The sequence below is a fragment of the Neisseria macacae ATCC 33926 genome, assembly GCF_022749495.1.
Taxonomy (GTDB): Bacteria; Pseudomonadota; Gammaproteobacteria; order Burkholderiales; family Neisseriaceae; genus Neisseria; species Neisseria macacae.
Window position 1 is genome coordinate 2,010,058 of record NZ_CP094241.1, and the last position, 12,646, is coordinate 2,022,703.

A 12,646-nucleotide genomic window follows, 5' to 3' on the forward strand; every position below is an offset into this window, starting at 1 on the left:
GCAAAGGTCGTCTGAAAACCTGTTTTAGGGTTTTCAGACGACCTCTATTAAAAGAAACATCATGAAACAAGCCATTCAAGAAAAACTCACCCACATCGCCCATACCGAGCCGCTGCATTTCCTGCTGGCGGTAGAGAGCGGCAGCCGCGCATGGGGCTTTGCCTCGCCCGACAGCGATTACGACGTGCGTGCCATTTATATCCGTCCGCAGGAATATTATCTGCGAATCGACGAGGCGAAAGACACGTTTGAATTTATCGAAAACCAATGGTTTGACGTGGGCGGCTGGGACATCCGCAAAGCGTTGCGCCTGCTGCGGAAAAGCAATGCCACGCTGCTCGAATGGCTGCGTTCGCCGATGGTTTATACGCAGGACGATGATTTCACAAGCCGTCTGAACGCGCTTGCGCCGCAATACGCCCAAGCCGCCGCGCTGCTGCACCATTATCGCGGCATCGCTGGCAACGCTTTGAGAAACATGGATTTGGCACAACCCGTCAAACTGAAAAAATGGTTTTACGTCTTGCGTCCGCTGCTCGCGGCACGGTGGGCAGTCAAACAAGGCGGCATCCCGCCGATGACGCTGGCGGAACTGATGAGCGAATGGCAAACGGACTGCGCCGCCCAAATCGCCGATTTGGTGGCCATCAAGGCGGAACAGGACGAAAGTTACCTGCATACGCTGTCGCCCGAATTGCAACGATTGACCGTTGATTTATATAACGAAGTTTCCGAATTATCCGCCCCTGCCACCCAAGCCGCCGACAGCGCGCCGCTGAATGAATTGTTCCGCGAAACTTTGGCGGCGGTAAATGGATAAATTTATGCATAAAATCATAGGATATAGAGAATTACATACAGAAAATGGCGAGCCTGTTGAAATTACCATGTATCTCCCCTTTTTTTCTGACGAATACAAAGCGTATATTTGCCAGTATAAAATAAGCAAATATGATTATTGTGATGAGGGAAGGGCAATCGGTGAAGATATGTTGCAGGCTATTTATTTGGCTATGGTTAAACTTGGCGTTATTCTGTCTCACACCGATTTCTGGAAAAAAGAAAATTTATCTTGGAACGGGGATAAAAATCTTGGATTTCCTTCGATTGATAATTCCAACCAACAGCAGCCGTAAATTGGATTCACAAATCCGACACACACTAAAGGCAGCCTGAAAGTGCAGGCTGCTTTTCAATGCCTAACCACCTCACAAAAGGTCGTCTGAAAATGCTCACCATCGAAGACTTGCACACACAAAACCTGCTTCTGTTAGAAGCCGTTTCCGGCAGCCGCGCCTACGGTTTGGCGACACCCGAATCCGATACCGACATCAAAGGCGTGTTTTACCTGCCCAAATCCATGTTTTACGGCATGGAATACATCCCGCAAATCAGCAACGAAACCAACGACATCGTTTATTACGAACTGGGGCGGTTTATCGAGCTTTTGCTGCAAAGCAACCCGAACACGCTGGAACTGCTCGCCTCGCCGCCCGACTGCGTGCGCTACCGTTCGCCGCTGATGGACGCGTTCAAAACCGAATGGTTTGTGTCCAAAGCCTGCCGTCAGAGTTTCGCCGGATACGCCTACGGGCAAATCAAAAAAGCACGCGGGCTAAACAAGAAAATCAGCAACCCGATGTCGTCTGAAAAGAAAAGCGTACTCGATTTCTGCCACATCGTAGAAGGCGCGCAAACCGTGCCGCTGCAACACTGGCTTTCGCAACGCAGGATGGAGCAACGGCGCGTCGGTTTGGTCAAAATCGCCCACGCCCGCGAACTCTACGCCCTGTTTTACGACCCCGACGGCACGCGCGGCTACCACGGCGTCGCGCTCAAACCCGAAGCCACCAACCTCTCCCTCAGCTCCGTTCCCGAAGGCGAAACCCCGCTTGCCTACCTCTCCTTCAACCAAGATGGATACAGCAGCTACTGCCGCGAATACACCTCCTATCAGCAATGGCTGGCGGAACGTAACGAAACGCGCTACCAAGGCACGCAGGCACACGGACAGGGCTACGACGCCAAAAACATGATGCACACCTTCCGCCTGCTCGAAACCGCCCGCGACATCGCCCGCCACGGCGAAATCCGCCCGCGCCGCCCCAACCGCGACGAACTGCTCGCCATCAAACGCGGCGAATCCTCCTACGAAGACCTGCTGGAAAAAGCAGAACGGCTGATGGCGGAAGTGGAAACAGCGTTTGAGGCTGCCGACCTGCCCGAAACGGTAAATGCTGCTTCGGCTTTGGCGGCTTTGGTTGAAGTGAGGGAAAGCATTTACGGGTAAATGGCAAAAGGTCGTCTGAAAATGGAAACGGCAAGATTTATCGTGAATGGACTTTAAAAAATCGCTCCATGTGAACCAAACATCAGCCCCATAAATAAAGAGGTCGTCTGAAAACCTGTTTTCAGACGACCTCTATCTTTTTAAAACTCAATAATCTGTTTCAAATCAATCCGCTTCCAAAACCACTTTCATGGCTTGGTTTTCGGCGGCGTGTTTGAACACGTCGTAGGCTTTTTCCAATTCGCTGAATTTGAAACGGTGGGTCAACATTTTGGTGTAATCGATGGCACTGCTGGAAATTGCCTTCATCAGCATTTCGGTGGTATTGGCGTTTACCAAGCCGGTTGTGATGGCGAGGTTTTTAATCCAGAGTTTTTCGAGTTTGAAATCAACGGATTGACCGTGTACGCCGACAACGGCGATATGACCGCCCGGTTTGACAATGTCTTGACACATATTCCATGTGGCGGGGATGCCGACGGCTTCGATGGCGCAGTCCACTCCGTCGTCGCCGAAGATGGCAAAGACTTGTTTGGATACGTCGCCTGAAGCGGGGCTGATGGTATGGGTCGCGCCCAATTCTTTCGCCAGTTTCAAACGGTTTTCGTCCATATCGCAGACGATGATGGCGGCGGGGCTGTACAGTTGGGCGGTCAACAGGGCGGACATACCGACAGGGCCTGCGCCTGCGATGAAGACAGTGTCGCCTGGTTTGACATCGCCGTATTGCACGCCGATTTCGTGGGCGGTCGGCAAGGCGTCGCTCAACAGCAGCGCAACTTCTTCATTGACGTTGTCAGGCAGCGGAACAAGGCTGTTGTCGGCATAAGGCGTGCGGACGTATTCGGCTTGCGTGCCGTCGATCATGTAGCCCAAAATCCAGCCGCCGTTGCGGCAGTGTGAATAGAGTTGGATTTTGCAGTTGTCGCAAGTACAGCATTTGCTGACGCATGAAATAATGACTTTATCACCGACTTTGATGTTTTTTACAGCCTCGCCGACTTCTTCTACAATACCGATGCCTTCATGGCCAAGAATACGGCCGTCGGCGACTTCGGGATTTTTGCCTTTCCAAATACCCAAGTCGGTACCGCAAATCGTGGTTTTGATGATTTTCACCACTGCGTCGGTCGGATCGATAATCTGCGGACGGGGTTTTTCTTCAAAATGGATATCGTTTGCGCCGTGATAAACCATTGCTTTCATGCTGATACTCCTTGCTTGTTGATAAATAATTTCAATACTGCAATAAAGTCTCTTTATATGAGTTATATACCCCTAAAAAAAATAAGTCAATAAGAATTATTTTCACAATGTTATATCATAACATTTTGTTTTCAATATAAATAAAACCACTGATTGATATTAATGAACACACCCACCCCCTTCTCCGAACGGCTCATCCGCTGGCAAAAACAACACGGCAGGCACCACCTCCCTTGGCAGGTCAAAAACCCTTATTGCGTTTGGCTTTCCGAAATCATGCTCCAGCAGACGCAGGTCGCCACCGTGTTGGACTACTATCCGCGTTTCTTGGAAAAATTCCCGACCGTGCAGGCACTTGCCGCCGCGCCGCAAGACGAAGTGTTGTCGTTGTGGGCGGGTTTGGGCTATTACAGCCGCGCACGCAATCTGCACAAAGCCGCGCAACAAGTCGTCGAACAATTCGGCGGTACGTTTCCGTCGGAGCGTAAAGACTTGGAAACCCTCTGCGGCGTCGGCAGAAGCACCGCCGCCGCTATTTGCGCCTTCTCCTTCAACCGCCGCGAAACCATTTTGGACGGCAACGTCAAACGCGTGCTCTGCCGCGTGTTCGCCCGCGACGGCAATCCGCAGGATAAAAAATTCGAAAACTCGCTCTGGACGCTTGCCGAAAGCCTGCTGCCGTCTGAAAACGCCGATATGCCCGCCTATACGCAGGGCTTGATGGACTTAGGCGCAACCGTGTGCAAACGAACAAAACCCTTGTGCCATCAATGCCCGATGACGGACATCTGCGAAGCGAAAAAGCAAAACCGCATCGCCGAGCTGCCGCGCAAAAAAACCGCCCCCGAAGTGCAAACCCTGCCGCTTTACTGGCTGATTGTCCGCAACCCAGACGGCGAAATCCTGCTGGAAAAACGCCCTACCAAAGGCATTTGGGGCGGCCTGTATTGCGTGCCGTGTTTTGAAACCCTGAACGAAACATACGCTTGCGCCGAAAAGCTCGGCATTTTTTCAGACGACCTTTCCGAACAACCCGTCCTCACCCACCGCCTGACGCATCGTTTATTGATGATTACGCCGTTTGAAGCGCAAATCAGTTCGCCAGACACGCTGCCCCGTTCTGAAAACGCATCAAAAGATAACTGCCTCTGGATTAAACCCGAAAATTTGGCGGATTACGGTTTGCCCAAACCGCTGGCAGATTATTTGAAACAACGGCAGCAGGCATTGTTTTAAAAATGCTTGAAAATCAAACAGGCAGCATCCAACTCTAAAACACAATAAACATACCCGCGCGTTATACAAACCCGCCCGCGCCCGTCAGGAATCCCATGCACACACTCCCCCTGCTTACCCAACAGTTCGTCGAACTCCCACCGTTTTTCTATTCCCGCGTTTCCCCTGAGCCGCTGACCGCGCCCTATTGGGTCGCCTTCAACACCGATTTGGCGGCAGAGTTGAATTTGGATACAGATTTTCAGACGACCTCCAACCTTGCCTACCTCAGCGGTAACGCGCCGCAATACGCGCCCGCGCCCATTGCCGGTGTTTACAGCGGCCATCAGTTCGGCGTTTATACCCCGCGCCTTGGCGACGGGCGCGCGATCTTGATTGGCGATTCCGTCGATGCCGCGGGACAACGCCAAGAGTGGCAGCTCAAAGGCGCAGGTAAAACGCCCTACTCCCGCTTTGCCGACGGGCGCGCCGTCTTGCGCTCCTCCATCCGCGAATACCTCTGTTCCGAAGCCATGCACGGTCTCGGCATCCCCACGACCCGCGCCCTCGCCCTGTGCGGCAGCGACGACCCCGTTTATCGCGAAACCGTCGAAACCGCCGCCGTCCTGACCCGCATCGCCCCGAGCTTTCTGCGCTTCGGCCATTTCGAATACTTCTATTACACCGGCCGCGAAGCCGAAATCCAACAACTTGCCGACTACCTCATCCGGCATTACTACCCCGGCTGCCAAGATGCCGACAATCCCTACGCCGCCCTGTTGGAACAAATCCGCAACCATACCGCCGATACCGTCGCCGCATGGCAAAGCGTCGGCTTCTGCCACGGCGTGATGAATACCGACAACATGTCTGCACTGGGGCTGACCATAGACTACGGCCCCTTCGGTTTCCTCGACGACTACGACCGCCGCCACGTCTGCAACCATTCCGACACCCAAGGCCGCTACGCCTACAATGCCCAGCCCTTCGTCGCCCATTGGAATTTCTCCGCCCTCGCCTCCTGCTTCGATGCCCTCGTCCCACACAACACCCTCGAACAACTCATTGACGGCTGGACAGAAGTTTTTCAGACGACCTATTTAGAGAAAATGCGCCGAAAACTCGGTTTGCAGCAAGCAGACAAAAGAGACGACGAAAGCCTTATCGCCGACCTCTTCGCCGCCCTGCAAGACCAAAAAACCGACTTCACCCTGTTTTTCAGAAATCTGTCCGAAGTCGGCAATACACACGGCGAACCCCTCCCGTCCAAACTCGAACAGACCTTCAAAAACGGCGTCCCGCCCGCCTTCATCCGCTGGCTCGGACGCTACCGCCAACGCCTGCGCGCCGAAAACAGCGTTCCCGCCGAACGCGCAATACACATGAACCGGACCAACCCGCTCTACATCCTGCGCAACTACCTTGCCGAACAGGCCATCGCCCAAGCCCAAAACGGCGACTACCGCGAAATCGAACGCCTGCGCCGCTGCCTCGCCCGTCCCTTTGACGAACAGGCAGAGTTCGCCGACCTTGCCGAACCGCCGCCCGAAGGCAGCATTCCGGTTTGCGTCAGTTGTTCAAGTTAGACGTTGAAGAAGACAGACAAAAAGGTCGTCTGAAAATATTCAGACGACCTTGACCGTAAAGAACGATATCAACAAAAATACGCCCATGCCCCATTTCAACGGCGGCACATCTTTTGCAACCAACCGAACAGACCGACCCAAAAAAGGAAAACAGATGAAAACCATCCGCATCAAAATCTGCGGCATCACCCGCCCCGAAGACGCCCGAAAAGCCGCCGAGCTGGACGTCGATGCCATCGGTTTGGTTTTTTACGCCGCCAGCAAACGCGCCGTCACGCCCGAACAGGCAAAAAAAATCGTGGCAGCCCTTCCCCCTTTCGTCTCCGTCGTTGCCTTATTCGTCAATGAAACAGCAGAAACCATCCGCGAAACCCTCCGGCAAGTGCCCATCGACATCATCCAATTTCACGGCGACGAAGACGATGAATTTTGCCGTCAGTTTGACCGCCCCTATCTCAAAGCCATACGCGTCCAATCCGCTTCAGACATTGAAACCGCACAAACCCGATTCCCCAACGCCCGCGCCCTGCTGTTTGATGCCTACCATCCCAACGAATACGGCGGCACAGGTCTGAGCTTTGACTGGACGCTGCTGCCGGACCATCTGACCAAACCTTGGATTCTGGCAGGCGGCTTAACTCCGCAAAATATTGCAGCAGCCATCCAAACCAGCAATGCGGTGGCAGTCGATGTTTCAGGTGGCGTGGAAAGTGCCGGCGGCATCAAAGACGAAGCCAAAATGGCTACCTTCATCCAAGCCGTCCGCGCCATTCGGTAAACCTTTTGGTCAAAAAAAGCGTTGGTGCATTTTATGCCGTTTTATATGGAACAGGTATCCTGTATCTTATACAACACACAACTTACCCATTGATTTATATAGATTTTAAAAAGAACAGGGCAATTACCTGACATTTGGCAAGCAGAAAATCCGCCGTTTTCTCAAAAAATAGAAAATTTTTTCATATAAAAATTTGACAAAACGATGCCTTTCGTAGATAATAACGCCCGTTGAGTTGCTTGATGCAGCTTGATTTTTCTCCTCTATTTCTCCTTTGTAGACTTGGCGCATATCCCAAACGATATGCGCATTTTTTTATCTTGATTTTCCAAGTTTAAAATAAAATCAAATAAAACAAGATATTCCCATCTACTTCAATTCTCACGCATACAAAAATCCATCTTTAAAAAACGTATCATCCCCAATAAAAAATCAACAAACGAAAACACGTTTATGAATCCCTACCAAAGCGGAAATCATGACCGCAAAGCTTATCCCCTCTTTTCCCTCCTCCGTTGATTTGATAGTGGATTAACTTTAAACCAGTACGGCGTTGCCTCGCCTTAGCTCAAAGAGAACGATTCTCTAAGATGCTGAAGCACCAAGTGAATCGGTTCCGTACTATCTGTACTGTCTGCGGTTTCGTCGCCTTGTCCTGATTTAAATTTAATCCACTAGAAATACCGATAAAAAAGGTCGTCTGAAACAGAAAATCCGTTTTCAGACGACCTTTTAAAATCATTCGGTATTATTCGGCGTTGTTTTGTGCCACTTCTTCAGTTTCGGCGGCTGCGCCGACTTGTTCGGCTTCTACCGCCTCAGTTTTCGCTGCCTGTTTGGCCGCTTGGCGCTCGGCTTGTTCTGCCAAAGCCTGCTGGACAAACGGATGTTGTTGGGCAATGGCTTGTTCTTCCGCGCTGACTTCGCCTTTGAAGCGGTTGTTCAAATCAAAACGTTTTCCACCGCGCGCCAGGGCTTTGAGATAGCGGGGGCGGCGGCAATGGTTGGCGAGAACACGGGCGATCAGTGCAGGATCGTATTGGGGCAGCGCGGCAACAAGGTCTTGGTCGATGCCGACGGCCAGCGGTTTGAATCGTTTGAAGACGTCGTATTTGCCGTAGATGTGGTCGGCAATCATGTCGGTCTGTTTTTTCTTGCTCATGGTTTGGACGGCGGATTTCAAAGCTGCGCCCAAAGCGGTTTCTTGTGTCATGTCGTTTGTATTCCTCTAAAATAAAGCCGTGCGTTTCGCTATGGCACGGTAATGGCGGTATTTTAGTATAAAGCCTGTGTTTTGGCTAAGTTTTTTTGCGAATGTTCGATTGTAAATGTTTATGTTGCGGACGGGCCGGCACACTTATCTCAATAGGCGTTGAGAAAGGTCGTCTGAAAATGTTCGGCACAATCCGCCATGTTTGTTTTCAGACGACCTCTTTAGATTTTATCTTCACTACTTGGTAATGTCTGGCGTATCGACAACTACGTCGGCATTTTGCGCGCGATGGCGCAGGGCGTGGTCAATGAGGACCAGTGCGAGCATGGCTTCGGCGATGGGGGCGGCGCGCAGGCCGACGCAGGGGTCGTGTCTACCGTGGGTGGCGAGTTCGACAGGGTTGCCGTTGATGTCGATGCTGCGGCGCGGAGTGGCGATGGAGCTGGTGGGTTTGATGGCGATGTTGACGTGGATGTCTTGCCCGGTGCTGATGCCGCCGAGGATTCCGCCTGAGTGGTTAGACAGGAAGCCTTGCGGGGTGAGTTCGTCGCCGTGTTCGCTGCCGCGCTGGATGACGCTGCCGAAACCTGCGCCGATTTCCACGCCTTTAACGGCGTTGATGCCCATCATGGCGTAGGCGATTTCGGCATCGAGGCGGTCGAAAACGGGTTCGCCCAAGCTCACGGGGACGTTGGCCGCTTCGATATGCAGTTTCGCGCCGACGGAATCCAACGATTTGCGCACGCTGTCCATATAGTTTTCCAGCTCGGCAATTTGGCTTTGGTTGGCGGCGAAGAAGGGGTTTTGGGAGATGTGTTCGTAGCCTTCAAACTGAATTTCTTTTTCGCCGACTTGGGTGACGTAGGCGGTGATTTCTGTGCCGAATTTTTCTTTCAGCCATTTTTTGGCAACGGCTCCGGCGGCAACGCGAGCGGCGGTTTCGCGGGCGGAGCTTCTGCCGCCGCCGCGGTAGTCGCGCGTGCCGTATTTGTGCCAATAGGTATAGTCGGCGTGGCCGGGACGGAAGCTGGTGGCGATATTGCCGTAGTCTTTACTGCGTTGGTCGGTATTGCGGATTAAGAGGGCGATGGGGGTGCCGGTGGTTTTGCCTTCGAAGACGCCGGAGAGAATTTCGACTTGGTCGGCTTCGCGGCGTTGGGTAACGTGGCGGCTGGTGCCGGGTTTGCGCCGGTCGAGATCGGCTTGGATGTCTGATTCGGCCAATGCCAGTCCGGGCGGGCAGCCGTCGATGATGCAGCCCAAACCTGCGCCGTGGCTTTCGCCGAAGGTGGTAACGGTGAAGAGTTGTCCGAAAGTGTTGCCTGCCATGTTTCCCTCTATCGGTCATATGCTGAAAGATGACGGATTTTAGCATACAAAGGTCGTCTGAAACGCTTTCGGCGGGCGAATCCTGCCTTTGACACGCCTTCTGTTATCGAATCAAATCCCAAGCGAATTTGCCTATGGTTAAGCACAGCAACACCATAAATCCATAACGTAGAAACTGGGTGCCGCCGCGTATCGCCAATTTCGCGCCGACCATGCCGCCGCACAAATTCGCCAGCGCAAGCGGGATTGCCCACGCCCAAACGACGTGCCCTTGCGGGATAAAAAATGTCAGCGCGGCGAGATTGGTGGTCGAGTTGATGACTTTACCCGATGCGTTTGCCGTCAAAAAATCGTAGCCGTAAAAACGGACGAACACGAAAGCCAAAAGGCTGCCCGTCCCCGGCCCGAAAATCCCGTCGTAAAAGCCGATTAATGCGCCGAAAAACAAGCCCCACAAGGTTTCGCGGCGCGTCAGCTTTTCAGTGCGCACCGTTTGTCCCAAATCTTTTTTGATAAAGGTATAAACACACATGGCAATCATGATGACCAGCATCGCCGGTTTCATATATTGCACGGGGAAAAAGACCACGGCTTTCGCGCCCAGATAGGAAGCGGCAAACGCCAGCACGGCGGCAGGCAGCAGCATTTTCCACGGTACGGGGATTCTGCGCAGATATTGCCCCGTGGCAGTAACCGTCCCGCAGCAGGAGGCAAACTTATTCACGCCCATCACCGAAGCAACAGGTGTGGAAGTTGGCAGCAAGTTAAACAGCCCGGGTATTTGCAACAACCCGCCGCCGCCGACCGCCGCGTCCATCAGTCCGGCGCAAAATCCGGTGAGCAGTAAGAGGTAGAAAAAGGAATCTACGGGCATAGTCCCTCCCTTGAAAAAAGCTGCCTTATCGGTGTCGAGCGATTGCGGCGGAATGCTATTTGAAACAGGCGGTATTTTAACTGAAACCAACCTGCGCCGTATTGCCGCCCATCCCGTTTCAGACGACCTTTTCTTTTAGATTCAGTGACTCACATTGCGGAAGAGGCGTTCCTCCATTAGAATCCGCCCTTCCTTGTTTTCCCCTGCCCATAAGGCACAACTACGGACAAAACCGTTTTCAGACGACCTGTTTGACCCGATACCGCAAAAGCGCAATACCATTGACCACTGACTGACTTTCTTTTCAGTCGCTTTAAAGATATAGTGGGTCAACTTAAAACAAGGGCGGCTTTGCGCTGCCCTGCCCTGCGTTTTATCCATCTGCCTAAACGATATGTTTCAGCTCAGTTGAAAGAAACTCCGCGATGAAAGAATTAGACAAAACCGACCTGAAAATCCTGAAAATCCTTCAGCAAAATGCCCGCACACCCATGACGGAGTTGGCAGAAAAAGTCGGATTATCCACCACTCCGGTTACCGAACGCGTCCGCCGCCTTGAGCGCGATAATTTCATTACCGGCTATCATGCCCGCCTCAACCCGCACCAACTCGGGCAAAGCCTGCTGGTCTTTGTCGAGCTGAAGCTGCGTTCCAAATCGGGCAATATTTTTGAAGATTTCCGTCGTGAAATCATGCGGATTCCGCAAATTTTGGAATGCCACCTCGTATCCGGCGAATACGATTATCTGATTAAAGTCCGCCTGCCCAATATGGCGGCTTATCGGGATATGTTGGGCAATATCCTGCTGCACCTGCCTGCGGCAGCAGAAAGCCGCAGCTATGTCGTCATGGAAGAGGTCAAAGAAACGGCAGTGTTAGATTTAGAGTGATTTAACTACATTAAAAAAGGTCGTCTGAAAGTTTATAACGTTCAGACGACCTTTTTTCAAAATACCTTTTATACCCACGATAGAAACACTATCAACCAAGATGCTTTGACAGTTTCAAACCCATCCCTTCCCCATCAAGCCCAAGCATTTCCCTACCAAACCCACAAACAAAAAAAATGCACACATTCAATTGAATGTGTGCCAAGTCTACAAAGGAGAAATAGAGGAGAAACTATTAACTGACTACTCGAACCAGCTAACGAATCGGATTATCCATGAAAATAAAATTTTAGGCAAGTATTTTTCTTGTAAAGTTTCTAAATTAATTCATTGTAATATTTAAGCTGTAACTCTATTTCATTAATCTTAGTACGCCACATCCAAATAAAAGTCACCCGCTGCAAACCGAATACCAAACCGACATCAGCAGCTTCCAAGCCTGCCCGCCGAATCAATGTTAAAATACGCACCTCTTTCATTCACGAGCAAAACACATCATGACCGCCGCCATCGAACACGTCCAAGCCGCCGCCTTTGATTTGGACGGCACACTATGCGATTCCGTCCCCGACCTTGCCGCCGCAGCCGAAGCCATGCGCGAATATCTCGGCATGGAGCCGCTGCCCGCCAAAACAGTAGAAAGCTACGTCGGCGATGGCATCGGCAAACTCGTCCACCGCGTCATCACCAACGACCGCGACCAAGAAGCCGCGCCCGATTTATGGGAAAAAGGTTTCGTGTTCTACATGAAATACTACCGCGACCACTTGAGCGACTTCACCCGCCCCTACCCCGAAACCGAAGCCGGGCTGGCATTGCTCAAATCACTGGGCATCCCGCTGGTGGTCATCACCAACAAAAACGAAATCCTCGCCGTCGAACTCTTAAAACAGCTCGGACTCGCTGACTACTTCAGCCTGATTCTCGGCGGCGACAGCCTGCCCGAAAAGAAACCTAGCCCGCTGCCGTTACAACACGCCGCCGAAGTCTTGGGTATTGATCCCGCCAACATGATCATGGTCGGCGACTCCCGCAACGACATCATCGCCGCCAAAGCCGCAGGCTGCCTCAGCGTCGGCGTCACCTTCGGCTACGGCGACATGACTTTATTGTCGCAAGACAAGGCGACCAAGCCCGATTGGATTATCGGTTCGCTGCCCGAAATCTACGAAAACCTGCGACCGAAAAAAGCAGAAGACGACGAGTAATCAGTATCCTTGTTTTCAGACAACCTTTATTTCCACTTCAAAGGTCGTCTGAAAATA

13 protein-coding genes are annotated in these 12,646 nt (G+C 52.1%); 9 read left to right on the plus strand and 4 right to left on the minus strand.

Features of this window, described 5'->3' with window-relative positions:
- Positions 1–61 precede the first annotated feature (61 nt).
- From MON40_RS09655 to MON40_RS09665, 3 genes are all read left to right on the plus strand, one after another.
- The gene (locus MON40_RS09655) at positions 62–820 is read left to right on the plus strand and encodes a nucleotidyltransferase domain-containing protein (RefSeq protein WP_003777509.1); all 759 of its coding nucleotides are present in this window, start codon (positions 62–64) and stop codon (positions 818–820) included.
- Between the two features lie 4 nt (positions 821–824).
- The gene (locus MON40_RS09660; RefSeq protein ID WP_242925887.1) at positions 825–1,136 is read left to right on the plus strand and encodes a DUF6968 family protein; all 312 of its coding nucleotides are present in this window, start codon (positions 825–827) and stop codon (positions 1,134–1,136) included.
- 92 nt (positions 1,137–1,228) lie between these two features.
- Positions 1,229–2,290, plus strand: coding sequence for a DNA polymerase beta superfamily protein (locus MON40_RS09665; RefSeq protein ID WP_039862867.1), 1,062 nt, complete (start codon positions 1,229–1,231; stop codon positions 2,288–2,290).
- Between the two features lie 165 nt (positions 2,291–2,455).
- On the opposite strand, the gene MON40_RS09670 is transcribed toward MON40_RS09665, so the two are convergent.
- Positions 2,456–3,496, minus strand: a complete 1,041-nt coding sequence (locus tag MON40_RS09670; RefSeq protein WP_003777504.1) for a zinc-dependent alcohol dehydrogenase family protein — start codon at positions 3,494–3,496, stop codon at positions 2,456–2,458.
- Positions 3,497–3,658: 162 nt separating this feature from the next.
- Between MON40_RS09670 and mutY the strand changes: the two genes are divergently transcribed.
- From mutY to MON40_RS09685, 3 genes are all read left to right on the plus strand, one after another.
- A complete protein-coding gene (gene mutY / locus MON40_RS09675; RefSeq protein WP_039862864.1) occupies positions 3,659–4,732 on the plus strand; it encodes an A/G-specific adenine glycosylase in 1,074 nt (357 codons plus the stop codon).
- A 95-nt stretch (positions 4,733–4,827) separates the two neighbouring features.
- The gene (locus tag MON40_RS09680) at positions 4,828–6,297 is read left to right on the plus strand and encodes a protein adenylyltransferase SelO (protein WP_003777498.1); all 1,470 of its coding nucleotides are present in this window, start codon (positions 4,828–4,830) and stop codon (positions 6,295–6,297) included.
- A gap of 154 nt (positions 6,298–6,451) precedes the next feature.
- Positions 6,452–7,075, plus strand: a complete 624-nt coding sequence (locus MON40_RS09685; RefSeq protein WP_039862917.1) for a phosphoribosylanthranilate isomerase — start codon at positions 6,452–6,454, stop codon at positions 7,073–7,075.
- 748 nt (positions 7,076–7,823) lie between these two features.
- Here the strand turns inward: MON40_RS09685 and MON40_RS09690 are convergent.
- The 3 genes from MON40_RS09690 to MON40_RS09700 all read right to left on the minus strand — a co-directional run bounded on the left by MON40_RS09690 (position 7,824) and on the right by MON40_RS09700 (position 10,491).
- Positions 7,824–8,288, minus strand: coding sequence for a ProQ/FINO family protein (locus MON40_RS09690; protein WP_003777487.1), 465 nt, complete (start codon positions 8,286–8,288; stop codon positions 7,824–7,826).
- A 237-nt stretch (positions 8,289–8,525) separates the two neighbouring features.
- Positions 8,526–9,617, minus strand: coding sequence for a chorismate synthase (aroC, locus tag MON40_RS09695; RefSeq protein WP_003777483.1), 1,092 nt, complete (start codon positions 9,615–9,617; stop codon positions 8,526–8,528).
- 103 nt (positions 9,618–9,720) lie between these two features.
- Entirely contained in the window at positions 9,721–10,491 is a 771-nt protein-coding gene (locus MON40_RS09700; protein ID WP_003741042.1) for a sulfite exporter TauE/SafE family protein, read from the minus strand.
- Between the two features lie 10 nt (positions 10,492–10,501).
- Between MON40_RS09700 and MON40_RS13385 the strand changes: the two genes are divergently transcribed.
- The 3 genes from MON40_RS13385 (at position 10,502) to MON40_RS09710 (ending at position 12,589) form a co-directional block, all read left to right on the plus strand.
- Positions 10,502–10,630: a hypothetical protein gene (locus tag MON40_RS13385; RefSeq protein ID WP_003777481.1), complete on the plus strand. Its 129-nt coding sequence runs from the start codon at positions 10,502–10,504 to the stop codon at positions 10,628–10,630.
- A gap of 286 nt (positions 10,631–10,916) precedes the next feature.
- Positions 10,917–11,381 carry a winged helix-turn-helix transcriptional regulator gene (locus MON40_RS09705; protein WP_003764370.1) on the plus strand — a complete coding sequence of 155 codons (465 nt, stop codon included), beginning with the start codon at positions 10,917–10,919 and terminating at the stop codon, positions 11,379–11,381.
- Between the two features lie 497 nt (positions 11,382–11,878).
- Positions 11,879–12,589, plus strand: a complete 711-nt coding sequence (locus tag MON40_RS09710; protein WP_003777473.1) for a phosphoglycolate phosphatase — start codon at positions 11,879–11,881, stop codon at positions 12,587–12,589.
- Positions 12,590–12,646: the final 57 nt, after the last annotated feature.

What these genes read in the sequence shown, in the direction of transcription:
- MON40_RS09655 (WP_003777509.1), top strand. Translation starts at nt 62, where the DNA reads ATGAAACAAGCCATTCAAGAAAAACTCACCCACATCGCCCATACCGAG.
- MON40_RS09660 (WP_242925887.1), top strand. Translation starts at nt 825, where the DNA reads ATGCATAAAATCATAGGATATAGAGAATTACATACAGAAAATGGCGAG.
- MON40_RS09665 (WP_039862867.1), top strand. Translation starts at nt 1,229, where the DNA reads ATGCTCACCATCGAAGACTTGCACACACAAAACCTGCTTCTGTTAGAA.
- MON40_RS09670 (WP_003777504.1), bottom strand. Translation starts at nt 3,496, where the DNA reads ATGAAAGCAATGGTTTATCACGGCGCAAACGATATCCATTTTGAAGAA.
- mutY (WP_039862864.1), top strand. Translation starts at nt 3,659, where the DNA reads ATGAACACACCCACCCCCTTCTCCGAACGGCTCATCCGCTGGCAAAAA.
- MON40_RS09680 (WP_003777498.1), top strand. Translation starts at nt 4,828, where the DNA reads ATGCACACACTCCCCCTGCTTACCCAACAGTTCGTCGAACTCCCACCG.
- MON40_RS09685 (WP_039862917.1), top strand. Translation starts at nt 6,452, where the DNA reads ATGAAAACCATCCGCATCAAAATCTGCGGCATCACCCGCCCCGAAGAC.
- MON40_RS09690 (WP_003777487.1), bottom strand. Translation starts at nt 8,288, where the DNA reads ATGACACAAGAAACCGCTTTGGGCGCAGCTTTGAAATCCGCCGTCCAA.
- aroC (WP_003777483.1), bottom strand. Translation starts at nt 9,617, where the DNA reads ATGGCAGGCAACACTTTCGGACAACTCTTCACCGTTACCACCTTCGGC.
- MON40_RS09700 (WP_003741042.1), bottom strand. Translation starts at nt 10,491, where the DNA reads ATGCCCGTAGATTCCTTTTTCTACCTCTTACTGCTCACCGGATTTTGC.
- MON40_RS09705 (WP_003764370.1), top strand. Translation starts at nt 10,917, where the DNA reads ATGAAAGAATTAGACAAAACCGACCTGAAAATCCTGAAAATCCTTCAG.
- MON40_RS09710 (WP_003777473.1), top strand. Translation starts at nt 11,879, where the DNA reads ATGACCGCCGCCATCGAACACGTCCAAGCCGCCGCCTTTGATTTGGAC.